Origin of the sequence: Rhizobium indicum, from assembly GCF_005862305.2 — a bacterium.
GTDB classification, from domain to species: Bacteria; Pseudomonadota; Alphaproteobacteria; order Rhizobiales; family Rhizobiaceae; genus Rhizobium; species Rhizobium indicum.
The window spans coordinates 3439681-3466166 of record NZ_CP054021.1 but is presented as its reverse complement, the minus strand read 5'-3'; the positions used below and the strand labels follow the sequence as shown (position 1 = coordinate 3466166).

21 protein-coding genes are annotated in these 26486 nt (G+C 62.2%); 15 read left to right on the top strand and 6 right to left on the bottom strand.

The genetic code is table 11. From position 1 onward, the window contains the following. The first annotated feature begins 137 nt into the window (after positions 1 to 137). The 11 genes from FFM53_RS16855 (at position 138) to FFM53_RS16805 (ending at position 10132) form a co-directional block, all read left to right on the top strand. Positions 138 to 1292, top strand: coding sequence for an aminodeoxychorismate synthase component I (locus tag FFM53_RS16855; protein ID WP_138390545.1), 1155 nt, complete (start codon positions 138 to 140; stop codon positions 1290 to 1292). After that, positions 1289 to 1918 (top strand): aminotransferase class IV family protein, encoded by a 630-nt coding sequence (locus FFM53_RS16850; RefSeq protein WP_138390546.1) that lies wholly within the window; start codon positions 1289 to 1291, stop codon positions 1916 to 1918. Before FFM53_RS16855 ends, FFM53_RS16850 begins: the two co-directional genes overlap by 4 nt. 2 nt (positions 1919 to 1920) lie before the next feature. Next, positions 1921 to 2205: a YciI family protein gene (locus tag FFM53_RS16845; protein WP_138390547.1), complete on the top strand. Its 285-nt coding sequence runs from the start codon at positions 1921 to 1923 to the stop codon at positions 2203 to 2205. Positions 2206 to 2222: 17 nt separating this feature from the next. Continuing rightward, positions 2223 to 2588: a nuclear transport factor 2 family protein gene (locus tag FFM53_RS16840; RefSeq protein WP_138390548.1), complete on the top strand. Its 366-nt coding sequence runs from the start codon at positions 2223 to 2225 to the stop codon at positions 2586 to 2588. Positions 2589 to 2785: 197 nt separating this feature from the next. Next, the gene (locus FFM53_RS16835; protein ID WP_138390549.1) at positions 2786 to 4237 is read left to right on the top strand and encodes a homospermidine synthase; all 1452 of its coding nucleotides are present in this window, start codon (positions 2786 to 2788) and stop codon (positions 4235 to 4237) included. A gap of 171 nt (positions 4238 to 4408) precedes the next feature. Then, a complete protein-coding gene (gene omp10, locus FFM53_RS16830) occupies positions 4409 to 4777 on the top strand; it encodes an outer membrane lipoprotein Omp10 (RefSeq protein WP_012758937.1) in 369 nt (122 codons plus the stop codon). A 27-nt stretch (positions 4778 to 4804) separates the two neighbouring features. After that, positions 4805 to 5125 carry a hypothetical protein gene (locus tag FFM53_RS16825; RefSeq protein ID WP_138333369.1) on the top strand — a complete coding sequence of 107 codons (321 nt, stop codon included), beginning with the start codon at positions 4805 to 4807 and terminating at the stop codon, positions 5123 to 5125. Positions 5126 to 5299: 174 nt separating this feature from the next. Next, positions 5300 to 7294, top strand: a complete 1995-nt coding sequence (locus FFM53_RS16820; protein WP_138390550.1) for a bifunctional metallophosphatase/5'-nucleotidase — start codon at positions 5300 to 5302, stop codon at positions 7292 to 7294. A 125-nt stretch (positions 7295 to 7419) separates the two neighbouring features. Further along, positions 7420 to 8454, top strand: coding sequence for a ferrochelatase (gene hemH, locus FFM53_RS16815; RefSeq protein ID WP_138333367.1), 1035 nt, complete (start codon positions 7420 to 7422; stop codon positions 8452 to 8454). A gap of 178 nt (positions 8455 to 8632) precedes the next feature. Then, positions 8633 to 9673: an SPFH domain-containing protein gene (locus FFM53_RS16810; protein ID WP_011653489.1), complete on the top strand. Its 1041-nt coding sequence runs from the start codon at positions 8633 to 8635 to the stop codon at positions 9671 to 9673. A gap of 3 nt (positions 9674 to 9676) precedes the next feature. Continuing rightward, positions 9677 to 10132, top strand: a complete 456-nt coding sequence (locus FFM53_RS16805; protein WP_003542867.1) for an NfeD family protein — start codon at positions 9677 to 9679, stop codon at positions 10130 to 10132. 28 nt (positions 10133 to 10160) lie between these two features. Here the strand turns inward: FFM53_RS16805 and FFM53_RS16800 are convergent, their stop codons facing one another. Continuing rightward, entirely contained in the window at positions 10161 to 11156 is a 996-nt protein-coding gene (locus FFM53_RS16800; protein WP_138333366.1) for a KpsF/GutQ family sugar-phosphate isomerase, read from the bottom strand. A gap of 143 nt (positions 11157 to 11299) precedes the next feature. Here FFM53_RS16800 and FFM53_RS16795 point away from each other — a divergent pair, with 143 nt between their 5' ends. After that, on the top strand, positions 11300 to 12841 hold the full coding sequence (locus tag FFM53_RS16795) for an outer membrane beta-barrel protein (RefSeq protein ID WP_138390551.1): 1542 nt from the start codon (positions 11300 to 11302) through the stop codon (positions 12839 to 12841). A gap of 69 nt (positions 12842 to 12910) precedes the next feature. Here FFM53_RS16795 and galU read toward each other — a convergent pair whose 3' ends face one another. Next, the gene (gene galU, locus FFM53_RS16790) at positions 12911 to 13798 is read right to left on the bottom strand and encodes a UTP--glucose-1-phosphate uridylyltransferase GalU (protein ID WP_003542870.1); all 888 of its coding nucleotides are present in this window, start codon (positions 13796 to 13798) and stop codon (positions 12911 to 12913) included. 204 nt (positions 13799 to 14002) lie between these two features. On the opposite strand from galU, the gene FFM53_RS16785 reads away from it, so the two are divergent. Beyond that, positions 14003 to 15226 (top strand): lytic murein transglycosylase, encoded by a 1224-nt coding sequence (locus FFM53_RS16785; RefSeq protein ID WP_138390552.1) that lies wholly within the window; start codon positions 14003 to 14005, stop codon positions 15224 to 15226. A gap of 161 nt (positions 15227 to 15387) precedes the next feature. After that, positions 15388 to 16629 carry an SGNH/GDSL hydrolase family protein gene (locus tag FFM53_RS16780; protein ID WP_173883598.1) on the top strand — a complete coding sequence of 414 codons (1242 nt, stop codon included), beginning with the start codon at positions 15388 to 15390 and terminating at the stop codon, positions 16627 to 16629. 36 nt (positions 16630 to 16665) lie between these two features. On the opposite strand, the gene FFM53_RS16775 is transcribed toward FFM53_RS16780, so the two are convergent. From FFM53_RS16775 to gltB, 3 genes are all read right to left on the bottom strand, one after another. Beyond that, on the bottom strand, positions 16666 to 17298 hold the full coding sequence (locus tag FFM53_RS16775; RefSeq protein ID WP_138390554.1) for a hypothetical protein: 633 nt from the start codon (positions 17296 to 17298) through the stop codon (positions 16666 to 16668). Positions 17299 to 17565: 267 nt separating this feature from the next. After that, positions 17566 to 19020: a glutamate synthase subunit beta gene (locus tag FFM53_RS16770; RefSeq protein ID WP_072640575.1), complete on the bottom strand. Its 1455-nt coding sequence runs from the start codon at positions 19018 to 19020 to the stop codon at positions 17566 to 17568. Between the two features lie 226 nt (positions 19021 to 19246). Beyond that, positions 19247 to 23971, bottom strand: coding sequence for a glutamate synthase large subunit (gltB, locus tag FFM53_RS16765; RefSeq protein WP_173883597.1), 4725 nt, complete (start codon positions 23969 to 23971; stop codon positions 19247 to 19249). 539 nt (positions 23972 to 24510) lie between these two features. On the opposite strand from gltB, the gene FFM53_RS16760 reads away from it, so the two are divergent. Then, the gene (locus tag FFM53_RS16760; protein WP_138390556.1) at positions 24511 to 25563 is read left to right on the top strand and encodes a threonine aldolase family protein; all 1053 of its coding nucleotides are present in this window, start codon (positions 24511 to 24513) and stop codon (positions 25561 to 25563) included. Positions 25564 to 25618: 55 nt separating this feature from the next. Here FFM53_RS16760 and FFM53_RS16755 read toward each other — a convergent pair whose 3' ends face one another. Beyond that, positions 25619 to 26473 carry a LysR substrate-binding domain-containing protein gene (locus tag FFM53_RS16755; protein ID WP_138390557.1) on the bottom strand — a complete coding sequence of 285 codons (855 nt, stop codon included), beginning with the start codon at positions 26471 to 26473 and terminating at the stop codon, positions 25619 to 25621. Positions 26474 to 26486 lie beyond the last annotated feature (13 nt).

Genomic DNA, 26486 nt, shown 5'->3' with positions numbered 1-26486 from the left:
GGATTCCTGTGACAAGCACAGGAATGAGGGAGGTGGGTGCTACTGCGGTCTCGGCCTACCGCAGCAAAACCACGAGTTTCGCATCGCCCCGCATCGCAGACGCGACCGTCGGATAACCAAGCAATATGCCGTGAACAATGTCTGACCCCTACATTCTCTTCCGCGACGACACATCAGGACAGGTGATGCTTTTCGCCGAGCCGGCAGAGATCATCCTTGCCAGGACGCGCGCCGAGTTCTTTGCAGGCCTTGTTCGGATGGAGCAGGCCAAGGCCGCAGGCAAATGGCTTGCCGGTTACATGGCCTATGAGGCCGGATACCTCTTCGAAGAAAAACTTGCCCCCTTCGCCGGGGAACATCGCGAAACCCCGCTCATCTGTTTCGGCGTTTTCGACGCCCCGCAGCCCGATACGCATCCGTTTGCCCAGCCAAGACAGCGCCTCGAAAACGAGGAATTCCTCACCGCTCCGAAAGCCGCGTGGGATTTCCCTATATATAAAGAGCGCTTCGACCGCCTCCACCAGCACCTGCGGCTCGGCGACGCCTATCAGGCAAACCTCACCATGCCGGTCGAGGCTCGCTGGAACGGCGATCCTCGTGCCGCCTTCTGGTGGCTGATCGAACGCCAGCCTGTAAAATACGGCGCGCTGGTCGATCTCGGCGGCCCGATCATCCTTTCGCGTTCGCCCGAGCTTTTCTTCCGCACCGATGAAGAGGGCTGGATCGAGACCCATCCGATGAAGGGCACGGCAAAACGCGGCACGACTGCCGCCGAGGATGCCGAAATCATCGAGGCCATGCGCCGCGATATCAAGACGCAAGCGGAAAACCGCATGATCGTCGATCTCCTGCGCAACGATATCTCCCGCATCACCGAGGTCGGCACGCTCGACGTCCCTAAGCTCTTCGACATCGAGACCTATCCGACCGTCCACCAGATGGTGAGCCATGTCCAGGCAAGGCTCCGCCCCGATCTTTCGATCCGCGACATCTTCTCCGCGCTCTTCCCCTGCGGTTCGATCACCGGCGCGCCGAAGATGCGGGCAATGGAAATCCTCCACGCGCTGGAGGATGCCCCGCGCGACGCCTATTGCGGGGCGATCGGCATGATCTCGCCCACCGGCGCCATGCGTTTTTCCGTCGCCATCCGCACGATCACGCTTTTTAACGGCGGCAGGGCCGTCTTCAATGTCGGCGGCGGCATCGTCTTCGATTCGACCGCCGAGGCCGAATATGAGGAATGCCTGCTCAAGGCCCGCTTCGCTGTCGGCGACCAATGGATTGCGCGATGATCGATTTTTCGTTGATCGAGACGCTGCGCTGGCAGCCCGGCGAGGGCTTCATCCGGCTGCGGCTGCATCTCGCCCGGCTTTCCCGCTCCGCCCGTCGCCTTGGCTTCCCGCAACCGATCGAAGCGACAGCAAGGCTTGACGAAGCCGTTGCGGGTGCTGCCGGTCCACTGCGCATCCGCCTGACCTTCGACGCGCAAGGCCACATCGAGGTGACGCGCGCCGCTTTCGTGCCCCTGGCGCCCGATACCATCTGGACCGTCCGCCTCGCCGAGACCCGCCTGAATTCCGCCGACAGGCTGCTGCGCGTCAAGACCACGCGCCGTGCCGTCTACGAGGCCGCGCGCGCCGAATATCGGCCTGATGAGGCCGATGAGGTCATGCTTTTGAACGAGTGCGGCGAAGTCTGCGAGGGCACCATCACCTCGATCTTCCTGGACGATGGAACCGGCATCCTGCGCACCCCGCCGATCTCCTGCGGCCTGCTCGCCGGCGTGCTGCGCACCGAGCTCATCTGCCGGCGGCAGGCCCGCGTCGACCGTATCTCGCTTGCCGATCTCGATGCCGGCACGTTTTATATCGGCAATTCGCTGCGCGGCCTGATCCGCGCAAACCTCGTCAGGAGCTGACCATGTTCATTCTCTCGCTCACCTATGTGAAACCCAACGATGAAGCCGACAGGCACATGGAGCCGCACATGGCCTGGGTGAAGGAGGGTTATGCCAAGGGCTGGTTCCTCGCCTCAGGCCGCAAGGTACCGCGCACCGGCGGCGTCATCCTCGCAATCGGCGATCGCATCGCAATCGAGGCCTATGTCGCCGCCGATCCCTTCACCATCCATGGCGTTGCCGAATATGACATCACCGAGTTTGCCGTAACGACGGCGGTCGAAGGACTGGAAATCCTGAAGGGCTGAATTTGCAGGAGCCGATCATGGATGATCTCGCAGCCCATCTGAAGGAGCTCGAAGAAAAACTCTTCGACCCGTCCGTTCGCGCCTCGCGGGAGATGCTGACTACGCTGCTCTCGCGCGATTTCCGTGAAATCGGCGGTTCCGGACGGCTCTATACCTTCGACGTCATTGTGCCCAGTCTGTTGGCCGAGCAACGAACGGGAACGTCCCACGGCGAGCATTTCGAAACCCAAAGACTTGCGGAGCACATCGCGCTCGTCACCTACCGCGCCATTTACACAGACACCGACGGAAGCGAAAGGCGGACGCTGCGCAGTTCCATCTGGCGGCTGGAAGAGGAGGGGCACTGGCGCATGCTCTTCCATCAGGGCACCGTCATCGGTTAAGCCAATCCATGCTGTCTGCCGATCCCCAGGACGGTTTCGCCGGCCCCTATCGCCACTCGATATTTGGTCTTTCCCCGTCAACGCTCTTTATTGTGACGTCGTTTTATGGTTAGAGCCGGTCACCTCGCACTCTCTGCGGCAATTTCAAAACAATTCTTCGGGCTGAACGCCTTCGTCGCCTTCCACAGGAGAAAAGAATGACGGAACAGAATTATCCGGTATATGCCGAAATTACCGGTCCGATCGTAATGATCGGCTTTGGCTCCATCGGCCGCGGCACCCTGCCCCTGATCGAGCGCCATTTCAAATTCGACAAGAGCCGGATGGTCGTCATCGACCCTCGTGAAGAGCCCTCCGACATGGAGATCCTGAAGAAGCACGGCGTTCGCCATATCAAGGAACATGTCACCAAGGACAATTACAAGGAACTGCTGAAGCCGCTGCTGACGGAGGGCGAAGGTCAGGGCTTCTGCGTCAACCTCTCGGTCGACACCTCCTCGCTCGACATCATCAAGCTCTGCCGCAAACTCGACGTTCCCTATATCGACACCGTCGTCGAGCCCTGGCTCGGCTTCTATTTCGACAAGGGCATGAGCAATGCCGACCGCACCAACTATGCGCTGCGCGAAACCATGCGCAAGGAAAAGGCGAAGAACCCGGGCGGCGCCACCGCCGTCTCCACCTGCGGCGCCAATCCGGGCATGGTCTCCTGGTTCGTCAAGCAGGCGCTCGTCAACCTCGCCAACGACATCGGCCTCAAGTTCGAGGAGCCGGACCAGCACGATCGCGAAGGCTGGGCAAAGCTGATGAAGAAGGTCGGCGTCAAGGGCATTCACATCGCCGAGCGCGACACCCAGCGCACCAAGCATCCGAAGCCGCTCAACGTCTTCTGGAACACATGGTCCGTCGAAGGCTTCATCTCTGAAGGCCTGCAGCCGGCTGAACTCGGCTGGGGCACGCATGAAGAGTGGATGCCGAAAAACGCCAAGAAGCACAAGAAGGGCAACAAGGCGGCGATCTACCTGGAGCAGCCGGGCGCCAACAGCCGCGTGCGCACCTGGTGCCCGACGCCCGGCCCGCAATATGGCTTCCTCGTCACCCACAACGAGTCGATCTCGATCGCCGACTTTTTCACGGTCCGCGACAAGGACGGCGAAGTGACCTTCCGCCCGACCTGCCACTATGCCTACCATCCGGCCAACGACGCCGTTCTCTCGCTGCATGAGATGTTCGGCAATGGCGGCACGCCGCAGCCGGTCCATCACGTTCTCGACGAGGACGAGCTGGAGGACGGCATCGACGAACTCGGCGTCCTGCTCTACGGCCATGAGAAGAATGCCTACTGGTATGGCTCGCGCCTGTCACTGGAAGAAACCCGCCGCATCGCGCCCTACCAGAACGCCACCGGCCTGCAGGTGACCTCCGCCGTCCTCGCCGGCATGGTCTGGGCGCTGGAAAACCCGAATGCCGGCATCGTCGAAGCCGACGAGATCGATTACAAGCGCTGCCTCGAAGTGCAGATGCCCTATCTCGGCCCGGTCGAAGGCCACTACACCGACTGGACCCCGCTCGACGGTCGTCCGGGCCTCTTCCCGGAGGATATCGACACCAAGGATCCGTGGCAGTTCAGGAACATTCTCGTTCGCTGAGGACGCCTGCACGGCTTTGACAATGCCCGCCGCAAGGCGGGCATTTTTGTAACGCCGGCTGTATAATTGCCGCCCGCCACCCCTCCAAGGCTTGCCTTCGTGCCGGGCGCGCGCCATGTTTTGCCCGAACTTGGCGGCTGTCCGCCGCGCCGATTCGCCGGGAGAAGCCTTATGAAAATCAGAACTGGTCTTGTTCTTGTCGGTGCAGCGGCCGCTCTTGCCGCCTGCGTTTCATCAGAGCCGCGTCGCTTGCCGGTTGCAACCGCGCCCGCCGCCACCGGCGTCGAAGGCAACTGGAGCGATCCGAACGGCATCGTTTCCACCTTCCAGGGCGGTAGTTTCACCACCCGCACGACCGACAGCAACCAGCTTCTTGCCTCGGGCACCTATATCAACACCTCACCGACCCTGGTGGAGATCAACATGACCTCGCTGGTGCGCAAGACCCAGTCAAAGGTCAATTGCGCCCTCGTCAACCCGAGCCAGCTCAATTGCACCTCCGATTCCGGCGCGCAGTTCACGCTTTCCCGCCGCGGCTGAAAGATGAGGCGATAGGCTAGGCACACCATGCGGGCCTTCGCCTCTTATCTCATCCTGCTGCTTGCATTGCCGCTTGCGGCGCTTGCGGTCGTTTCACCGGCCAACGAATATCGTGCCCAGGGCATCGCCGCTCCCGATTGCGACGGGCCGCTGCAGGTGCTGATCTTCGCCGTGCCGGCAGTCCTGATCTATGGTGCAGGCGCGCTCCTTGCCTATCGGGCCGGCCGGCGCTTTCATCGCCTCGTTTCCCTTCTCTGCTTGATCGTCGCGCTCGCCATAGTCCCGAATATTGCGGAGGCCGTGCACGAACTCTATCGAAACACCGCCGACGGCGAATGCCGGGGATAGGAACCCGGCTTTTTTACCCGGCCCCCTTGGAAAGCGTCCCGCCTGGCCCAGCTTTCTCTTGCGGTCGTGCATCGTCTGATGGAACATCCGCAGGCCGGGAAACCGCCCCGGCGCATAATGAAAGGGATCGGCGAGGGATCAGGGGGATCTTTCGCCTCAATCAGGAGAACAAGGATGACGAAGTCTTTCAGCTTCGGTCTTTTGACCGCGTCCATGCTGGCGCTCAGCGCGGGCGCCGCCTTTGCGGATTACGAACTCAATATTCTTCATATCAACGATTTCCATTCGCGCATCGAATCGATCAACAAGTTCGACTCCACCTGCTCGGCCGAGGAGGAAGGCAAGAAGGAATGCTTCGGTGGTGCTGCCCGCCTGAAGACCGCGATCGACCAGCGCCGTCAGGCGCTATCCGGCAAGAACGTCGTCCTCCTCAATGCCGGCGACAATTTCCAGGGCTCGCTCTTCTACACGACCTACAAGGGGGCAGCCGAAGCCGAATTCCTCAACCTGATGAAGTTCGACGCCATGACCGTCGGCAACCATGAATTCGACGACAGCGAGGACGGGCTCGCGACCTTCCTCGACAAGGTCCAGTTCCCTGTCGTGACCGCGAACGTCAAGGCGACGGCCGCCTCCAAGCTCGGTGACCGCATCAAGCCGTCGCTGGTGCTCGATGTCGGCGGCCAGAAGATCGGCATCGTCGGCGCCGTCACCAATGATACGGCAGAGCTTTCCTCCCCCGGCCCGAACGTCACGATCGCCGATGACGTTGAGACCATCACAGCGGCCATTCAGGATCTGAAGGGCCAGGGCGTCAACAAGATCATCGCGCTGACCCATGTCGGTTATCCCCGCGATCTCGCCCTGATCGCCAAGATCCCGGATGTCGATATCGTCGTCGGCGGCCATTCCCACAGCCTGCTCTCCAACACCGACCCGAAGGCTGAAGGCCCCTACCCGACGATGGTCGACAATCCCGGTGGCTACAAGGTACCGGTCGTCCAGGCCGCCTCCTACAGCAAGTATCTCGGCGATCTCGTCGTCAATTTCGACGATAGCGGCGTCGTCAAGGATGCCAAGGGCGATCCGATCCTGATCGATTCCACCTTCACGCCCGATCCGGCCGTCATCGCCCGTATCGCCGAACTGGCAAAACCGATCGAGGACCTGCGCAAAAAGGTGATCGGCTCCTCGGAAAGCCCGATCGAAGGCGACCGCAAGGTCTGCCGCGTCAAGGAGTGCTCGATGGGCAACCTTGTGGCCGACGCCATGCTCGATCGCACCAAAAACCAGGGCGTCACCATCGCTGTTCAGAACGGCGGCGGCCTGCGTGCTTCGATCGACGGAGGCGAGATCACCCAGGGCGAGGTCATCACCGTCCTGCCTTTCCAGAACACGCTCGCGACGTTTGAGCTGAGCGGCGCAGACATCGTCAAGGCGCTCGAAAACGGCGTCAGCCAGATCGACCAGGGCGCCGGGCGCTTTCCGCAGGTCGCCGGCCTGAAGTTCTCCTTCGACCAGTCGAAACCCGTCGGCAGCCGCGTCAGCGATGTTCAGGTGAAGGACGGCGACAATTTCGCTTCGATCGATCCCGCCAAGACCTACAAAGTCGCCACCAACAACTTCATGCGGGCCGGCGGCGATGGCTATTCGATCTTCAAGGACGGCCAGAACGCCTATGACTATGGTCCGGATCTTGCCGACGTGACCGCCGAATATGTCGCCGCGCATTCGCCTTACAAGCCCTACACGGACGGCCGCGTCACGGAACTGGCGCAGGCAGCGCCTGCTCCGGCTCCCTCTGCCGAACCCAGCCCTGCACCGGCTGCTCCCGCCCCATCCACCGAGCCGGCTCCCGCACCCGCTGCCCCGGCCCCAGCAGCACCGGCTCCCGCGCCGGCGGCACCTGCAGAACCGACTCCTGCACCCGCGGCACCGGCGCCAGCAACACCCGCACCCGCTGCGGAACCGGCACCCGCACCGGCAGCCTCCACACCTGCCGCGACGACGCCTTCCACCCACGTCATCGCCGCGGGCGACACCTTCTGGGATCTCGCAGTGACCTTCTATGGCGACGGCACGCTGTGGCGGAAGCTTTCGGATGCCAATGGCAAGCCGAACCCGCGTCACCTGACGGTCGGCAAGGAGATCGAGGTCCCTGCCAAGTAAGACGATTTGTCCCGATGCCAATGGCCGGTCCGGGGTTTCCCGGGCCGGCTTTTCTTTCTATAGGGTGAACCACGATCTCCAGGCTGCGTATGAGCCGAAGAGACAGAAAGAGCTTTGGGGTCAGAATGACAGCAGATATTTCACTCCGCCCGGCCGACCATCCGGCCGTCAAATTTGGCAAGGTCGGTGTTCTGCTGGTCAATCTCGGCACGCCTGATGGCACCGATTATACCTCGATGCGCCGTTACCTCAGGGAATTCCTGACCGATCGCCGCGTCATCGAATGGTCGCCCTGGAAGTGGTATCCGATCCTGTTCGGCATCGTCCTCAACACCCGCCCGCAAAAGGTCGGTAAGGCCTATGAGTTGATCTGGAACAAGGAGAGGAACGAAAGTTATCTGCGCACCTACACCCGCAACCAGTCGGAACTGATGGCCGAGCGCCTGAAGGATCTTGATAGCGTCAAGGTCGACTGGGCGATGCGCTACGGCACGCCGTCGATCGCCTCGCGCATCGACGCGCTGAAAGAAGAAGGCTGCGACCGGATCGTGCTCTTCCCGCTCTATCCGCAATATGCGGCGGCGACGACCGCCACCGTCAACGACAAGGCCTTCCAGAAGCTGCTCTCAATGCGCTGGCAGCCGGCGCTGCGCACCGTTCCCGCCTATCATGACGACGAGACCTATATCGAAGCGCTCGCCGCATCCGTCGAAAGGCATCTTTCGACCCTCGACTGGAAGCCCGAGATGCTGCTCGCCTCCTTCCACGGCATACCGATGTCCTATTTCAAGCAAGGCGATCCCTATTACTGTCAATGCCAGAAGACCGGCCGGCTGCTGCGCGAGAGGCTCGGGCTCACCAAAGAAAACTTCATGGTGACCTTCCAGTCCCGCTTCGGGCCGGAGGAATGGCTGCAGCCCTATACCGACAAGACCGTTGAGAAACTCGCCAAGGACGGCGTCAAACGCATCGCCGTCATCAATCCCGGATTCGTCTCCGACTGTCTGGAGACGCTGGAGGAGATCGCCGAACAGGCCGCCCACTCCTTCCACGAAAACGGCGGCGAGAAGTTCGCGCATATCCCCTGCCTCAACGATGGCGAGGACGGCATGAAGGTGCTGGAAAAGGTCGTCCGCCGCGAATTGCAGGGCTGGATCTAAGAAACCATCTTCAGAAATTTACACCGCACGGATAGTCGGCGACGACCCGACGGACCTTACCGTCCTTTCGCTTGGAAGGTGCGGCAGCCGTGCGTCATTTCCTCCTCGCAAAGAACATGCTAACTCACCACATCAGTGGTGTAGGTGGGCGCGAATGCGCCGATAGGAGGAATTTTTCATGCTGTTCGGCGGCTTCGACATCGTCGTGATCGTACTGGTCATCTTCGTCATCCTGGTACTCTTTGCCGGGATCAAGACCGTGCCGCAGGGCTACCGCTATACGATCGAGCGCTTCGGGCGTTATACCCGCACGCTGGAGCCAGGCCTCAACCTCATCACCCCCTTCATCGAGCGCGTCGGCGCCAAGTTGAACGTCATGGAGCAGGTGCTGAACGTGCCGACCCAGGAGGTGATCACCAAGGACAATGCCTCGGTTTCGGCCGATGCCGTCTCTTTCTATCAGGTGCTGAACGCCGCCCAGGCTGCCTATCAGGTCTCCAACCTCGAAAACGCCATCCTCAATCTCACCATGACCAACATCCGCTCGGTCATGGGTTCGATGGATCTTGATGAACTGCTCTCCAACCGCGATGCGATCAACGACCGGCTGCTGCGCGTCGTCGACGAGGCCGTGCATCCCTGGGGTATCAAGGTCACCCGCGTCGAGATCAAGGACATTCAGCCGCCGCGCGACCTCGTCGATGCGATGGCCCGCCAGATGAAGGCCGAGCGCGAGAAACGCGCCCAGGTGCTGGAGGCCGAAGGCTCGCGCAACGCACAGATTCTGAGGGCCGAAGGCGCCAAGCAATCCGCCATCCTGCAGGCCGAAGGCCAGCGCGAAGCCGCCTTCCGCAACGCCGAAGCCCGCGAACGCCTGGCCGAGGCCGAGGCCAAGGCGACGAAGATGGTCTCTGAAGCCATCGCCGCTGGCGACATTCAGGCGATCAACTATTTCGTTGCCCAGAAATATACCGAGGCGCTCACCTCGATCGGTTCGGCGCCCAATTCCAAGATCGTGATGATGCCGATGGAAGCCTCTTCCATCCTGAGTTCGCTCGGTGGTATCGGCGCCATTGCCCGCGAGGTCTTCGGCGATGCCGGCAACAGCCCGTCAACACCGCTGCCGGTACCGCCGCGTCCGCGCCCCGCACCGGCGCGCTCGACGCCACCGATCAATCCGTCGACCCCCAATCCTTTCAATCCCGAGCAGGAGCGTTAAGCCATGCTGGCGAAGATCGTCGCCGAACTCGGTCCGTGGAGCTGGTGGGTCGCGGGCCTCGTGCTGCTCGCCGCGGAAATGATCGTTCCCGGCTTCTTCCTGGTCTGGATCGGCCTTGCCGCCCTGATCGTCGGCGCGCTGTCGCTGCTCTTTTGGGACAGCGCCTTCTGGGTCTGGGAGTTGCAGGCGATCCTTTTTGCGCTTCTCGCCGTTGCCACGACCTTCGCCGGCCGCCGGCTGACCCTGCGCAATGCGACCACCGACGAGCCCTTTCTCAATCAGCGCGGCGCCAGCCTCGTCGGCCGCACGGCGACCCTGCACGAACCGATCCGCGAGGGCCGCGGCCGCATCCGCCTCGACGATACGCTATGGCAGGTGATGGGGCCTGACCTGCCCGTCGGAACGCAGGTGAAGGTGGTTTCGAGCAATGGCCGCGACCTGACGGTCGAGCCCGTCTGATCAAATAACGCTGATCAAACGAACCTGATCAGGCGACGCCGATCCGCAGCAGGTCGTGGAAATGCACCAGCCCGACCGGCCGGCTGTCGTCGTCGATGACGATCAGCGCGCCGATGTGATGCTGGTTGAGCAGCGCCAGGGCTGCGGTCGCCAGCACCGTCTGCTTCACCGTCTTCGGCGTCCGCGTCATGATGTCGTCGACGGCAAGCTCGGCAAGATTGCGCGTCAGGTTGCGCGCCATGTCGCCTTCGGTGACGATACCACAGAGCCGCCCATCCTCATCAAGCACGCCGACGCAGCCGAAATGCTTGCGCGACAGGACCGTGATGGCCTCCGGCATCGGTGTGCCCTTGGCAACGAGCGGCAGCCGCTCGCCGGTGTGCATGATATCGGCGACATGCATCAGGCTCGCGCCCAGCTTGCCGCCCGGATGGAAGACGTGGAAATCCGTGGCGGTAAAGCCGCGCGCCTCCAACAGCGCCACCGCCAGCGCGTCGCCGATTGCAAGCTGCATCAGCGTCGAGGTCGTCGGCGCCAGCCCATTGGGGCAGGCTTCCTGTTCGTTCGGCATCAGAAGGACGATATCGGCGGCGGCGGCGAGCGAGGAGCCTTCGCTGCAGGTGATCGCGATCAGCGGAATGGAGAAGCGCCGCGTGAAGGAAATGATGCTCTTGAGTTCGGCGCTCTCGCCGCCTTTCGAAATCGCCAGCACAACGTCATCACGCTCGATCATGCCGAGATCGCCGTGATTGGCTTCCGCCGCATGCACGAAAAAGGCGGGTGTTCCGGTCGAAGCGAATGTCGCCGCGAGCTTGGCGCCGATATGCCCACTCTTGCCGACGCCGGTGACAATCACACGTCCGGAGATGTCGCCGATGACTTCGACGGCCCGTGTGAAAGGGCCGGCCAATCCATTGTCAAAAGCTTGTTCGAGCGCTTCAAGACCGCGTCTTTCGGTCTCTATCGTGCGTTTTGCCGACTCGAGCACGCTGTTTTCAACGAGGTTGATCGCTCTTCTGTTCATGAAGTTGCGTTAGACCTTTTCACTTTCCAAGTCCACCCCGCACTCTTTCCGAATTGTGAACAGCGCCCGCCGACAGCAACGAATGATTAACCACGAGGCTTTACCTTTGGGTAAGAACCGAAAGCATGTCAGGCGCGAATTGCATGGGCCAGCCAAAACAGACGAGCAGTGTGACGCCGCTCCGCGCCATGAGCCGTGCCGTCTCTTTTGCAGTGGTCGGTGGTCTGCTTCTCAGCCAGACGGCAGCCTTCGCGCAGTCCGCCTCGACACAGCCGGCAAACAGCCGCTCCGCCGCCTCCCAGGATAACCGCGCCACCAACAATGCCGCATCCGCCGCCGGTTTCGATGACGAGACCGGCGATACCATTGCGCCTACGGCAAACGGCGCGACCGCGAACGCGGACGATGCCCAGCAGCGGCCCGCCATACCGGATGCGCAAGCCGGCGACGACATTACCGGCTCCATCCTCGACGAAGACATACGCCGGCTGAACACCCGCGAGGCGCCGAGCGACGAGACGCTGCCGCGCCGCAGGGCTGCCGATAGCGCCTCGACAGAGGAAACGCCGGGAATCCCGATTGGCACTTTCGTGCTCCGCCCGAGCGTCACCCAGAGCATCAACACCGAGACCACCAAGGACGGCAATACCAGGCAGCGGCGCGCCTTTCTCGAAACGGATGCCGCAGCGACACTGACTTCCGACTGGGGTCGGCACCAGCTGACCGTCACCTCGGAAGGTGCCTGGCAGAGGAATATCAGCGGCGAGGGCGAGGAGCAGCCTTCCTTTAAAGTCAACGGCGATCTCAGGCTGGATCTTCCCGACGATACGACCGCGCACCTCACCGCTGGCTATAATTTCTACCGTGAGGATACGGATGATCCCGACGCCATCGCCGACGCCGCACAGCAGTCGGACGTGCAGGAAATTTCGGCCGGCGCCTCCGTCCAACGCGATTTCGGCATCCTGCGCGGCACGACGGCACTGGCACTGACCCGCTCGATCTATTCGGATGCCAAGCTTGCGAACGGCACCACCGTCGCCCTCAGCGATCGCAACCAGACGACGGGTACGCTGCGCGGCCGCGTCGGCTACGAGCTGTCTCCCGCGCTCATTCCCTTCATCGAGGCGACGATCGGCCGTTCGGTCTATGACGAAACCCGCGACTCTGCCGGTTACGAGCGCTCCGGCCATAGCTATGGCGCCAAGGCAGGCGTCGAGGTCGATCTCGGCGAAAAGCTGAAGGGTGAAGTCGGCCTCGGCTACGAGATGGCGGATTTCGAAGACAGCCGGCTGTCCTCGATCGATACAGCCACGCTCGATGCGAGCCTGCTCTGGTCGCCGATCCGCGGCACCGATGTCAATCTCGACCTGCAGACGAGCATCCAACCCTCGACCACGGCAGGCGAAAGCGGCTACGTCTCGCACGCGCTGACGACGACGGTCACCCACCAGCTGCGCGACAACCTGGTCGGGACGATGATCGGCGGGGTCATATGGCGCGATTATCCCACGGACAGCACCATCAACGACGAGCTCGTCTATACCGCCGCGACCGGCCTGACCTGGAACATCAACCGCTATCTCGATCTGACCAGCACGCTCGGCTACGAGCTGACGACGCGCAAGGAAGGCACCGATTCGCAGCAATGGCGAGCCGGCGTCGGTCTCAAGCTGAAACGCTAAGAATCTCGGAAAATAGAGCGCCGCGCATCCGTTAGGACACGCGGCGCTTTATCGCGTTGAATCTGCAACTTATTTCAGGCCGGCCAGCAGTTCCCTGAAGCCGCCTTCGACGGAGGGGCGGATATCGGCGCGTTCGAGGGCGAAGGCGACGTTCGCCAGGATGAAGCCGTCCTTGGCGCCGCAGTCGTAGGTCGCGCCGCGGAAGTGGTAACCGGCGAAATCCTGTTCCTTCAGCAGCTTCAGCATGCCGTCGGTGAGCTGGATCTCGTTGCCGGCGCCGCGCTCCTGGGTTTCGAGGATCTTGAAGATCTCAGGCTGCAGGATATAGCGGCCGTTGATGAAGAAGTTGGAAGGCGCCGTTCCCTTGGCAGGCTTTTCCACCATGCCGGTGATGCGGAAGCCGTCGCCGATCGCCTCGCCGACGCCGACGATGCCGTATTTATGCGCCTGATCCGGTGCGCATTCCTCGACGGCGATGATATTGCCGCCGCTCTGGGCATAGAGGTCAATCATGCCCTTCATGCAGCCCTTGTCACCCTTCATGATCATATCGGGCAGCAACAGTGCGAAGGGCTCGTCGCCGACGATCTCACGCGCGCACCACACGGCGTGGCCGAGGCCGAGCGGCTCCTGCTGGCGGGTGAAGCTCACCGTGCCGGCCTTCGGCAATTGCTGGGCGAGAAGGGTAATCTCCGCCTTCTTGGCGCGTTCGCGCAGCGTCTGTTCCAGCTCGAAATGAATGTCGAAATAATCTTCGATGACGTGCTTGTTGCGTCCGGTGACGAAGACGAGATGTTCGATCCCGGCTTCGATCGCCTCATCGACGACATATTGAATGATTGGCTTGTCGACGACGGTCAACATTTCCTTCGGAACAGCCTTTGTCGCCGGCAGGAATCGCGTTCCCAACCCGGCAACCGGAAATACTGCTTTACGAACTTTGTTGTGTTGAGCCACACCCGGCCTCCTGCTTCGATCATATCGCTTTGGAAATAGAGCTTTTTAGCTTTAACTAGTATAGAATTGCTACTGTTTTGCAAATGGTGACTGCAGCGGGCCGCCATGGTAAAGAATTTGTTGACTCCGTTCCTGTAGTCTCGGGTCTGGGCGGAAATGATGCCCCGCTGCACCAGAAACTAAAGATGACGGATACGACTGTCGATGACCCAGAATCACAAAAACTCCCTTCGTGGTCTTGCTCTCGCCCTCGTTGTCGCCGTCCAGGTGGCACTGGTCCCCGACAACGCGCAAGCTGATTCCCGCTTCCAGAAATGGATCGCGGATTTTTACCAGACTGCCGCTCAGAGTGGCATCAGTAAGGCAACCTATCAAAAGGCCTTTTCCGGGGTGAGCGAGCCCGATCCGACCGTGCTCGAAAAGGCGGCCTACCAGCCGGAATTCACCTCGAAGATCTGGGACTATGTCGATTCCCGCGTCAACCCCTATACGGTCAAGATCGGCCGCGAGATGGCCGCCAAGCACGCAAGGACGCTCGCTGCGATCGAGCAGCGCTTCGGGGTCGACAAGACCATTCTGCTGGCCATCTGGTCGATGGAATCGAATTACGGCGCAGTCCTCGACAAGGACGACCGGCTGCACTACGTGCCACGCGCCCTGGCAACGCTTGCCTATGCCGATCCGAGCCGCGCCAAATTCGCCAAGAAACAGCTGGTCGCCGCGCTGAAGATCCTGCAGAACGGCGATGTGCCGGCACGCGAGATGACCGGCTCCTGGGCCGGCGCGATGGGCCACACTCAGTTCATTCCGACAAGCTACCTGCTTTATGCCATCGATGCCGACGGCAACGGCTATCGCGATATCTGGAACTCGATCCCCGACGCGCTGGCGACCTCGGCCAATCTCCTGATGAAGAACGGCTGGGATACCGGCAAGACCTGGGGCTATGAGGTCGTCGTTCCCGCAGCGGCCGCCAAGCAGGCCGGCAAGACCCATACATTGGCCCAATGGGCGGCACTCGGCCTGACACGCCCGAACGGCAAGGCCTTCCGCGAGAGCGCTACCAAAGCCGTGCTGAAGATGCCGGCCGGAGCTGGCGGCCCAGGCTTCCTGATGACCGCCAACTTCTTCACCATCAAGAACTACAATGCCTCGGACAGCTACGCGCTTGCCGTCGGCCTGCTGGCCGACCAGATCGCCGGCTACGGCGGTATGCAGCAGCGTTGGCCGCGCCCGAACGGCGCACTCGACATTACCGAGAAATTCGAGCTGCAGACCCGTTTGAAGACGCTCGGCTATTACAATGGCGAGGTGGACGGCAATTTCGGCTCGGGTTCGAAGGCGGCGATATCAGCCGTGCAGTCGCGCATCGGCATGCAGCCGGACGGCGAGCCCTCGTTGCCGCTTCTGAACGCACTGCGCCGCTAGAGTTTGCATCGGTTCGGGAATCATGCAGGGCGCTTCAAGTCTTTGTCTCATGCAGGTCGCCCCGTCTCCTGCCGCACGGTTTTGGCGAACCCGCATTGGAAGCGGCAGAACCGTGACCTAGATATCAGTGGGAGTGGACGCTGGCCTGCCCTGCGTGCAAGATGCCGGCAGATGCGGAACTGCCCATGACGAAGAAAATTGATCGGACCTGTAAAATCCGTTGGCTCGTGCTCGCCTTGGCGGCGGCTTCGCTGTGCCTTGGCGCTTTTGCGCCGGTGCATGTCGCCGAAGCCCAAGAGCAGCGGTATCAGCGCCGGTCGATCTTCGATTTCTTCCTTGGCCGACGCTATCTCGACGACGGCCCGCAGGCCCCTGACGTGCAGCAGCCGAGACGCCAGCAGCGCAAACGCCCGCCGGCGCAGAAAGCCATAGTCAATACCCGCACTGCACCGCCGGTCCGCGCTCCCGTACAGGAGGAGGAGCCGGCCGTACAGAAGCTCGGCGACGCCCGAAAGATCCTGATCGTCGGCGATTTCCTGGCCAGCGGCCTTGGCGACGGCCTCACCGCCGCCTTCGAGACCTCGCCGGGTGTCGTCGTCGAAGCCCGCGGCAACGTCTCCTCAGGCCTTGTCCGCGACGATTATTACGACTGGCCGGAACAGCTGCCGAAGATGATCGACGAGCTGAAGCCGGCAATGGTCGTCGTCATGATCGGCGCCAACGACCGCCAGCAGATGGTGACCGACACCGCCAAGGAAAAATTCCGCACCGATGGCTGGTTCACCGAATACCGCCGCCGCGTGCTTTCCTTCGGCAAGGAGGTCACCGACCGCAAGATCCCGCTGCTCTGGGTCGGTCTTCCCGCCTTCGAATCCGATTCGATGACGGCCGATGCCGTCCAGATGAACCAGCTCTATCGCAACCAGGTCGAAAGCATCGGCGGTGAATTCGTCGATATCTGGGATGGTTTCGTCGACGAAAACGGCAACTTCATCGTCACCGGTTCGGATGTGAACGGCCAGCAGGTGCGCCTGCGCACCTCCGATGGCATCAACCTTACGCAGGCCGGCCGGCGCAAGCTCGCCTTCTATGTGGAAAAACCGGCGCGGCGTCTGCTCGGCACGCAGGCAAGCCCCGATCTGGTCCGCCTCGACTCCAGCAATCTGCCCGGTCTCGGCCTTCCCACCAATCCGGTCGAACATACCGTGCCGATCAGTCTCTCCGATCCCAATCTCGACGGCGGCGCCGAGCTTCTCGGTGCCAGGCCGCCACCGATGACTTTGACGCGCTCGCCGCGCGATCTCCTGGTCGAGCAGGGCGAAATGACGCCAGCACCTCCAGGCCGCGTCGATGACTACCGCCTGCCGGCGGTTAAGGCGCCGGCCGAAGTCTCGGTCAAATGAAAAGGCCGCCCGAGGCGCCCTTTTGCTTCACGCAGTTTATGCGGACGTCGCCTGCGGCCAGCTCAGATAATAATAGTTCGAGCCGATCAGGCCGAAGAAAGCGTTGCTGTCGTTCGTCTGGTCGACATAACTGCCGTTTTCCTTGACGAAGGCGCCATCGGCGCCGCGCTCCAGATGCGCGTCGAGGAAGTCGCTCCAGCCGCTGACGTCGATATCCTTGCCGGCCTTGCTCTCGGTGTCCGCCTCGTCGGGATCGTCGACATCCCAGGCGGTTATAGATACGCCCTGTGTCGGATCGGTGATGGTGAGCGTACCCGCTTCGAGGGCGGCCAGCATGTCATGGGCCTTGCCGCTCTCGCCTTCGGCCGCAGCCGCATCCTGCAGCTGCTGCTTCAGCATCGACATGAACGAGGCGCTGGTGACGTCGGCGCCGTCACCCGTCGTGTCGGACTCGTCCGACGTGTCGCTTTGGGCCGAAAGCCTGTCGAGCAGCCCAGAAAGGGCCTGGTTGGAAAGAAGCGAGGAAGAGCTCGGATCGAGCCCGTAGCTGCTCAGAATGCTGGCAGCCGATGAACTCTGCGTATCCTGCGCGCTGTCATCGGAGCCGCGAAGGTTTTTCAGGGCATATTGGGCCGAAACCAGCCGTGTGCTGTCAAGTGCGGAAACCATTTGAAAATCCTTGTCGATCATTCGCGGCCTTGCGTCGCGACCGATGGTGAAATGTGCTGTGGCCAAAACGGCAGGGCACCTCCGCTTCGGTCGCCGCCGGCTCCTTCTGAGCCCGCGTCCGGCGGAAAATCTCGCTTCCCGGCATTGCCTGGGGCTTGCGGCGCAGAGCCTCCGCGTCAAGCGGTCGCACTACAGCGCTGTGCACCATGAAAAAACTCCGCCGGAGGGGCGGAGTTCGTGGTCTTCGGGCAGGTGTGCGGCTGGCGGTCAGTTCGGCAGAACGGTCGAGCCCATCAATTCCTCGTCGATGGCGCGCGCAGCCTGGCGGCCTTCACGGATCGCCCAGACCACCAGCGATTGGCCGCGGCGCACGTCGCCCGCCGTCCAGAACTTGTCGACCGAAGTCTTGTAGTCGCGGTCGTTGGCGACGACGTTGGTCGAGCCGCGCTTATCGGTGTTGAGCGTCAGCTTGCCGTCGAGCTCCTTCAGCACGCTGCCGGTGAACGGCCCGCGGAAACCGATGGCGATGAAGGCGAGATCGGCCCGGATGACGAATTCCGTGCCTGGAACCGGCCGCCGGCGTTCGTCGACCTCGCAGCACTTGACGCCGGTCAGCACACCGTCTTCGCCGACGAATTCAAGAGTGGCCACCTGGAATTCACGCACGGCGCCCTCGGCCTGCGAGGAAGAGGTGCGCATCTTCGTCGCCCAGAAGGGCCAGACGGCAAGCTTGTCTTCCTTCTCCGGCGGCTGCGGCCGGATGTCGAGCTGGGTGACCCTGACGGCGCCCTGGCGGAAGGCCGTGCCGACGCAGTCCGAAGCCGTATCCCCGCCGCCGACGACGACGATATGTTTGGCGCCGGCAAGGATCGGGTCCGACGGCCAGCCGACGCTGTCGATGTTCTCGCGCCCGACGCGGCGGTTCTGCTGCACCAGATAGGGCATCGCATCATGCACGCCCGCAAGGTCGGTGCCCGGAATGCCCGCCTCGCGCGGCGTCTCGGAGCCGCCGCAGTAAAGCACGGCGTCGTGATCGGCGAGCAACTGCTCGACCTTGACGTCGACGCCGATATTGACGCCGCAATGGAAGGTGACGCCCTCACCCTTCATCTGCTCGACGCGACGGTCGATGAAGTTCTTCTCCATTTTGAAGTCGGGAATGCCGTACCGCAGCAGTCCGCCCGGCTTGGTCTCGCGCTCATAGAGATGCACCTCGTGGCCGGCGCGGCCGAGCTGCTGGGCGGCCGCCATGCCGGCGGGGCCGGAGCCGATGACGGCGACCTTCTTGCCGGTATGGACCGTTGCCGGCTGCGGCCGGATGAAACCGAGTTCATAAGCCTTGTCGGCGATCGCCTGCTCGACCGTCTTGATGGCGACCGGCGCATCCTCGAGGTTCAACGTGCAAGCTTCCTCGCAAGGCGCCGGGCAGACGCGACCGGTGAACTCAGGGAAGTTGTTGGTCGAATGCAGGTTCTGGATCGCCGCTTCCCAGTTGTTGTTGTAGACGAGGTCGTTCCAATCGGGAATCTGGTTGTGAACCGGACAGCCGGTCGGGCCGTGGCAATAAGGGATGCCACAGTCCATGCAGCGCGCGGCCTGTTTCTGCACTTCCGGGTCCGACATCGGGATCGTGAACTCGCGGAAATGACGGATACGATCCGACGCCGGCTGGTACTTTGCCACCTGCCGGTCGATTTCCAGAAACCCTGTTACCTTACCCATATCTTCGTCCCTTACCCTCATGACCGCCTCACCGCAGCCAATCTGTCTATCGTCAGTCCCGGTACCCGGGGCAAGTTGCTTGTCTTGACCGTCATTGGACCATATCCCCTGAAAGACATCCGGGCGATCTGGACAGCCTTCGCCGTCGGTGTGATCGTCACGGGTCATCGAGATATTTTCGTCACCCGTCACCTGCAGTCGTCAGGTGACGGATGTCCGGTGCAATTCATTCCGCGGCGATGCCCATCCGGCTGCGCTCCATTTCCTCGAGCGCACGCCGGTATTCGACCGGCATGACCTTGCGGAATTTCGGCCGGTAATCGGCCCAGTTGTCGAGGATCTCAGTGGCGCGGGCCGAGCCCGTATAATGCAGATGGTTGGAGATCAGCTGGTAAAGGCGCTCCTCGTCATGGCGCGTCATGTCGCCAGAGACGTCGACGCGTCCCTTGTGCATGAGATCACCGCCGTGATGATGCAGCTTCTCCAGCATGTCGTCCTCCTCGGGCACCGGCTCGAGCTCGACCATTGCCATGTTGCAGCGGCTGGCGAAATCACCGGTTTCATCGAGCACGTAGGCGACACCGCCGGACATGCCGGCTGCGAAGTTGCGGCCCGTGGCGCCGAGCACAACGACGACGCCGCCGGTCATGTATTCGCAGCCATGGTCGCCGACACCCTCGACGATGGCGATCGCGCCCGAATTGCGCACGGCGAAACGTTCGCCCGCCACACCGCGGAAGTAGCATTCGCCCTCGGTCGCACCATAAAGCACGGTGTTGCCGACGATGATCGAGTCCTCGGCGACGATCCTCGAATTCTCCGGCGGCCTGATGATGATCTTGCCGCCCGAAAGGCCCTTGCCGACATAGTCGTTGCCGTCACCGATCAGGTTGAAGGTGACGCCGCGCGCCAGGAAGGCGCCGAAGCTCTGCCCCGCCGTGCCGCGAAGCGTCACGTTGATCGTGTCTTCCTTCAGACCGCGATGGCGATAACGCTTGGCGACCTCGCCGGAAAGCATCGCGCCCACCGACCGGTCGACGTTCTTGATGCCGACCTCGAAGGCAACGGGCGTCTTGGCCGTCAGTGCCGGCTGCGCCTGTTCGATCAGCACGCGGTCGAGAATGTCGTCGATCGGGTGCTTCTGCCGGCTCGTCCAGAAGGTCTCTTCCTTGGGAGCGTCGACCTTGTGGAAGATGCGGCTGAAGTCGAGGCCCTTCGCCTTCCAGTGGTTCAGCATCTCGTCCTTCTCCAGCAGCTCCGAGGCGCCGATGATCTGGTCGAGCCGGGTGAAGCCCAGCGAGGCGAGGATTTCGCGCACTTCGTTGGCGACGAAGAAGAAGTAGTTGATGACGTGCTCCGGCGCGCCCTTGAAGCGCTTGCGCAGCACCGGATCCTGGGTCGCCACACCCACCGGACAGGTGTTGAGATGGCACTTGCGCATCATGATGCAGCCGGCGGCAATCAGCGGCGCGGTGGCAAAGCCGAACTCGTCGGCTCCAAGCAGCGCTCCGATAATAACGTCGCGGCCGGTCTTCAGGCCGCCGTCCACCTGCAGGGCGACGCGCGAACGCAAGCCGTTCAGCACCAGAGTCTGCTGGGTCTCGGCAAGGCCGATTTCCCAGGGGCTGCCGGCATGTTTGAGCGAGGTCAGCGGTGAGGCACCGGTGCCGCCGTCGAAGCCGGCGACCGTGATATGGTCGGCGCGCGCCTTGGCGACGCCGGCAGCGACCGTACCGACGCCGACTTCCGAGACCAGCTTGACCGAAACATCGGCAGTCGGGTTGACGTTCTTCAGATCGTAGATCAGCTGCGCCAGATCTTCGATGGAATAGATGTCGTGGTGCGGCGGCGGCGAAATCAAGCCGACGCCCGGTGTCGAGTGGCGGGTCTTGGCAACCGTCGCGTCAACCTTGTGACCCGGCAGCTGGCCACCTTCGCCAGGCTTGGCGCCCTGCGCCACCTTGATCTGCAGCACGTCGGCATTGACGAGATATTCGGTGGTCACCCCGAAGCGGCCCGAGGCGATCTGCTTGATCGCCGAACGCTCCGGGTTCATCGAACCATTGGCCAGCGGTATATAGCGGTCGGATTCTTCGCCGCCCTCGCCGGTGTTCGACTTGCCGCCGATCCGGTTCATGGCGATCGCCAGTGTCGTATGCGCCTCCCTGGAAATCGATCCGAAGGACATCGCCCCCGTCGAGAAACGCTTGACGATATCGGCCGCCGGCTCGACCTCGTCGATCGATACCGGCGTACGGCCGAGCGCCTCGGCGCTCTTCATCTTGAAGAGCCCGCGGATCGTGTTCATGCGCAGCGCCGAATTGTTCACCATGTCGGCGAATTCGCGGTAGCGGTCCTCGGCATTGCCGCGCACGGCATGCTGGAGGGCTGCGACCGCATCCGGCGTCCAGGCATGGCTTTCACCGCGCATGCGGTAGGCATATTCGCCGCCGATATCGAGCGTCGTGGCAAGAAGCGGATCGGTGCCGAAGGCCGCATTATGGCGGGCGACGGTTTCCGCGGCGATCGCCTCGAGGCCGACGCCTTCGATCATCGTCGCGGTTCCGAAGAAATACTTGTCGATCAGTTCCGACTGCAGGCCGATCGCATCGAAGATCTGCGCGCCACAATAGGACTGGTAGGTCGAGATGCCCATCTTCGACATGACCTTGAGGATGCCTTTGCCGACCGCCTTGATGTAGCGGTAGACGATTTCGGAAGCATCCACTTCCTTCGGGAATTCGCCCTTGGCATGCATGTCGAGCAGCGTGTCGAAGGCGAGATAGGGGTTGATCGCCTCGGCGCCGTAGCCGGCAAGCAGGCAGAAATGATGGACTTCGCGCGGCTCTCCGGTCTCGACGACGAGACCGACCGAGGTGCGCAGCCCCTTGCGGATCAGATGGTGATGCACGGCAGCTGTGGCGAGCAAAGCAGGAATCGCGATCCGGTCCGGCCCGATCTGGCGGTCGGAGAGCACGATGATGTTGTAGCCGCCCTTGACGGCCGCTTCCGCGCGCTCGCAGAGCCGGTCGAGCATTTCGGGCATGCCTTCGGCACCACGCTCGATATCATAGGTGAAATCGAGCGTCTTGGTGTCGAAACGGTCTTCCGTATGACCGATCGAGCGGATCTTTTCGAGATCGCCATTGGTCAGGATCGGCTGACGAACCTCGAGCCGCTTGGCGTTGGCCGCCCCCTCATGGTCGAGAATGTTCGGCCGCGGCCCGATGAAGGAAACCAGGCTCATGACCAGTTCCTCGCGGATCGGGTCGATCGGCGGGTTGGTCACCTGCGCGAAGTTCTGCTTGAAATAGGTGTAGAGCAGCTTCGGCTTTTCCGACATCGCCGAGATCGGCGTATCCGTGCCCATCGAGCCGATCGCTTCCTGGCCGGTCGTCGCCATCGGCGACATCAGGATGCGTGTGTCCTCGAGCGTGTAGCCGAAGGCCTGCTGGCGGTCGAGCAGCGAGACGTCGCGGCGCAGTGCCCGCGGTTCCACCGGCTTCAGGTCTTCGAGGATGAGCTGGGTGCGATTGAGCCAGCTGCGATAGGGATGCGCCGTCGCCAGTTGCGACTTCACCTCGTCGTCGGAAATGATGCGGCCTTGTTCCATGTCGATCAGCAGCATCTTGCCCGGCTGCAGGCGCCACTTCTGGATGATCTTCTCCTCCGGAACCGGCAGCACGCCGGCTTCGGACGCCATGATGACGCGGTCGTCATTCGTGACGAGGTAGCGCGCCGGCCGCAGGCCGTTGCGGTCGAGCGTCGCGCCGATCTGCTTGCCGTCGGTGAAGGCGACGGCAGCCGGCCCGTCCCAGGGCTCCATCAGCGCCGCATGATATTCGTAGAAGGCCTTGCGTTCGGCCGCCATCGACTGGTTGCCGGCCCAGGCTTCCGGGATCAGCATCATCACGGCATGCGCCATCGAATAACCGCCGCGCACCAGGAATTCGAGCGCGTTGTCAAAGCAGGCCGTGTCCGACTGCCCCTCGTAGGAGATCGGCCAGAGCTTGGAGATGTCCTCGCCGAACAGCGGTGAGGAGACCGACGCCTGGCGCGCCGCCATCCAGTTGACGTTGCCGCGCAGCGTGTTGATCTCGCCGTTATGGGCGACCATGCGGTAGGGATGCGCGAGCTTCCATGACGGGAAGGTGTTGGTCGAGAAGCGCTGGTGCACCAGGGCGACCGCGCTTTCAAAACGCGGATCCGACAGGTCCTTGTAATAGACGCCGACCTGATAAGCCAGGAACATGCCCTTGTAGACCACCGTCGCCGACGACAGCGACACCGGATAGAAATTGCTCTCCTCGCCGTCGAACTCGTCATAGATACGGTTGGAGATCACCTTGCGCAGCGTGAACAGCCGGCGCTCGAACTCGTCGTTGTTTTCGGCATCCTCACCGGCGCCGATGAAGACCTGCACATGATGCGGCTCGGTGGCGGCAATGGCCGGCGCCTTGGAGAGCGACGAATTGTCGACCGGCACGTCGCGGAAGCCGATGAAGACCTGACCTTCCTCGGTGATGACATCCTTGATCACCTTCTTGAAGTGCTCGATCTGCTTTTCATCGCGCGGCATGAAGATATGGCCGACGCCATATTCGCCGACCGGCGGCAGGGTGATGCCCTGCTCGGCCATCTCCTCGCGGAAGAAACGGTCGGGGATCTGCACCAGGATGCCGGCGCCGTCACCCATCAGCGGATCGGCGCCGACGGCGCCGCGATGCGTCAGGTTCTCGAGAATGAACAGGCCATCCTTGACGATCTGGTGCGACTTCTGGCCCTTCATATGCGCGACGAAGCCGACGCCGCAGGCATCATGTTCGTTGCGCGGATCGTAGAGGCCCTGTTTCTTCGGCAGGCCGGAGGCGGATTTGGAGATATTGGCCGTCGCGCGCAGCTCTGCAGCAGCAAACCGGTCAACTTCCATGGATGGCGTCTTCGTCATCATCTTTCCTCCTGTCGAAGCCCGCGGGGCCGCGGGCGGCTTTTCGTCTCGCGCCGCAACCCGAAGATAGGTTCGGCGCATGACAGCGCTGTTGCATTGTGAAGATCGGCCGCAGACATCTGCTTTTAAAGGAAAGCAAACCGTCGCGTTCCGCGCCTGCCATTCGCCTCCGCGCGCCGCCCTTGAGGCTTGACGCTCGGAAGAACTATAGCGTGAAAGCCGGTCTGTTCCAGGGCTTTCGGCGCCTCTTCGGTCATAAAGGCCAAAATAGGACAGCAACACTGTCCTAATTCATCAGTTCTATGCCAGAAAGCATTCGGCTCTGCAAGAGCGCTCCGTTAAAAAACGTCAATTTGCGACGGAAGATTGCCTGAGCAGCTGCAGCGACGAAATAAAATTACGCCGAGACGTATTATTTTGTTTATTGATTGCGTAGTTCAATTTCCGTGATGTGTCGCAGGCGACAACCTTGATCCTGTGAAGCTTTGGCGTAATGTCCGCTGCGGACTTTGCCAACCCCCTCCTTTCCCACGGTTTCCCCCATGTTCTTTGCTTCCGATAACTGGGCCGGCGCCCACAAATCCATTGCCGAACGTCTGCTGACGGAATCGACCGGCTTTGCCGCGGCCTATGGCGCCGGCGATCTCGACAGGAAGGTCGAGGCCCGTTTTTCCGAGATCTTCGAGCGTGAGGTTTCGGTTTTCTTCGTCGCCACCGGCACGGCCGCCAACTCCCTATCGCTGGCAAGCGTCCAGCGGCCCGGCGGCATCACCTTCTGCCATTCGGAGGCCCATGTGATCGAGGATGAATGCGGCGCGCCGGAATTTTTCTCCGGCGCCGCCCGCCTCGTTGCCATTGACGGCGAAGCCGGCAAGATCGATCCGGCAAAGCTTTCGGCGAAGATCGCAAGCTTTCCCGAGGATGCCGTCCATCACGGCCGCGCCAGCGCGGTGACCATCACCCAGGCGACCGAGATCGGCACCGTCTACTCCTTGCCGGAGATCGGCGAGATCGCCGCCATATCAAGGAAGCGCAATCTGCCGCTCCACATGGACGGCGCCCGCTTCGCCAACGCCCTGGTCGCACTCGGCGCCACACCGGCCGAAATGACCTGGAAGCGCGGCGTCGACATGCTGTCCTTCGGCGGCACCAAGAACGGCTGCTGGTGTGCTGAAGCGATCGTCTTCTTCAATCCGGATCAGGCTCGGGAAATGCCTTTCATCCGCAAGCGCGCCGCCCAGCTCTTCTCCAAGTCGCGTTTCATCGCCGCCCAGTTCGATGCCTATTTCAAAAACGATCTCTGGCTCGATCTCGCCCGCCATTCGAACGGCATGGCCGACCGGCTGCGCGCCGGTATCGGCACGAGCAACTCCGCCCGCCTCGCCTGGCCGACCGCGTCCAACGAAGTCTTTGCCGTCGTCAGCAAAAGTGCCGCAAAAACTGCGGAGGAAAGGGGCGCGAAATTTTACGCATGGCCGGTCCCGGCGGCAATGCCCGAACTCGTTTCCGAAAGCGAAACCCTGATCCGCCTCGTCACCAGCTTCGCGACCACCGAAGCGGATGTCGATGGCTTCTTGAAGTGCCTGGCCGCCTGATCGCCTGCCCGAAAGGCTTGCCGGCCCGGCAGGCCTTTCGGTGACGGGCAAGGACTCACGCCGACCTCAGTCCCCTCACCTTTTGCAGAATATCCTCCGACAGTGCTGAAACCAGCGCCTGATCGGCTCCCTTGCGCGGCACCAGCACAAATTCCACATCCTCCAGCGCCGGAAGTTTTCCGACCGCAATCTCCTTCAGTCCTGAGGGCGCCATGCTGCGTGGCTGCACCAGCACGCCCATTCCGGCCCGCGCCGCCGCCGTCAGCCCGCTCAGGCTGCCGCAGGTGCAGACGATCCGCCACGGCACCCCGTTTCGCCCGAGCGCTTCGAGCGCGATCACTCGTGTCACGCTCGGCGGCGGAAAGGCGATCAGCGGCAAAGGGCCGGAGGCAAGCACACGCTCGGGATCGCGCGCCAGCCAGACGAGCGGCTCGCGATAGACGAGCTTTCCGCGCGCATCGCCGAGCCGGCGCTTGGCGAGCACCAGATCAATCTCGCCATTGTCCTGCATCTCGTAAAGAACGCCGGAAAGCGCCACTGTCAGTTCGAGGTCGACCGAAGGGTGCGAACGAACGAAATCCTCCAGCACCGCCGGCAGCTGGCTGGTGACGAAGTCCTCCGACACGCCGAGCCGCAGGCTGCCGCGCAGGCTGTTGTTCTTAAACAGCGACTGTACCTGCCCCTCGATCGAAAGCATGGCGCGCGCATGCGACAACAGCGCCTCGCCATCGCCGGTCAGCATCACCTTATGCGTATCGCGTGCCAGCAGCCTGCGCCCGAGCGCTGCCTCCAGCCGCTGGATGTGCTGACTGACCGTCGACTGCCCGAGGCCCAGCCTTTCGGCGGCGAGCGTGAAACTGCCCATCTGTTCGACGGCGACGAAACTGCGCAATTGCGAAAGGTCCAGCATGATCCAGATTCTC

Bases quoted from the DNA above. Each gene is read 5' to 3' on its own strand.
- FFM53_RS16785 (WP_138390552.1), top strand. From the start codon at position 14,003: ATGACCCAGAATCACAAAAACTCCCTTCGTGGTCTTGCTCTCGCCCTC.
- FFM53_RS16855 (WP_138390545.1), top strand. From the start codon at position 138: ATGTCTGACCCCTACATTCTCTTCCGCGACGACACATCAGGACAGGTG.
- FFM53_RS16810 (WP_011653489.1), top strand. From the start codon at position 8,633: ATGCTGTTCGGCGGCTTCGACATCGTCGTGATCGTACTGGTCATCTTC.
- FFM53_RS16770 (WP_072640575.1), bottom strand. From the start codon at position 19,020: ATGGGTAAGGTAACAGGGTTTCTGGAAATCGACCGGCAGGTGGCAAAG.
- FFM53_RS16850 (WP_138390546.1), top strand. From the start codon at position 1,289: ATGATCGATTTTTCGTTGATCGAGACGCTGCGCTGGCAGCCCGGCGAG.
- gltB (WP_173883597.1), bottom strand. From the start codon at position 23,971: ATGATGACGAAGACGCCATCCATGGAAGTTGACCGGTTTGCTGCTGCA.
- FFM53_RS16845 (WP_138390547.1), top strand. From the start codon at position 1,921: ATGTTCATTCTCTCGCTCACCTATGTGAAACCCAACGATGAAGCCGAC.
- FFM53_RS16780 (WP_173883598.1), top strand. From the start codon at position 15,388: ATGCCGGCAGATGCGGAACTGCCCATGACGAAGAAAATTGATCGGACC.
- omp10 (WP_012758937.1), top strand. From the start codon at position 4,409: ATGAAAATCAGAACTGGTCTTGTTCTTGTCGGTGCAGCGGCCGCTCTT.
- FFM53_RS16805 (WP_003542867.1), top strand. From the start codon at position 9,677: ATGCTGGCGAAGATCGTCGCCGAACTCGGTCCGTGGAGCTGGTGGGTC.
- FFM53_RS16820 (WP_138390550.1), top strand. From the start codon at position 5,300: ATGACGAAGTCTTTCAGCTTCGGTCTTTTGACCGCGTCCATGCTGGCG.
- FFM53_RS16795 (WP_138390551.1), top strand. From the start codon at position 11,300: ATGGGCCAGCCAAAACAGACGAGCAGTGTGACGCCGCTCCGCGCCATG.
- FFM53_RS16775 (WP_138390554.1), bottom strand. From the start codon at position 17,298: ATGGTTTCCGCACTTGACAGCACACGGCTGGTTTCGGCCCAATATGCC.
- FFM53_RS16760 (WP_138390556.1), top strand. From the start codon at position 24,511: ATGTTCTTTGCTTCCGATAACTGGGCCGGCGCCCACAAATCCATTGCC.
- FFM53_RS16840 (WP_138390548.1), top strand. From the start codon at position 2,223: ATGGATGATCTCGCAGCCCATCTGAAGGAGCTCGAAGAAAAACTCTTC.
- FFM53_RS16755 (WP_138390557.1), bottom strand. From the start codon at position 26,473: ATGCTGGACCTTTCGCAATTGCGCAGTTTCGTCGCCGTCGAACAGATG.
- hemH (WP_138333367.1), top strand. From the start codon at position 7,420: ATGACAGCAGATATTTCACTCCGCCCGGCCGACCATCCGGCCGTCAAA.
- FFM53_RS16835 (WP_138390549.1), top strand. From the start codon at position 2,786: ATGACGGAACAGAATTATCCGGTATATGCCGAAATTACCGGTCCGATC.
- FFM53_RS16825 (WP_138333369.1), top strand. From the start codon at position 4,805: ATGCGGGCCTTCGCCTCTTATCTCATCCTGCTGCTTGCATTGCCGCTT.
- FFM53_RS16800 (WP_138333366.1), bottom strand. From the start codon at position 11,156: ATGAACAGAAGAGCGATCAACCTCGTTGAAAACAGCGTGCTCGAGTCG.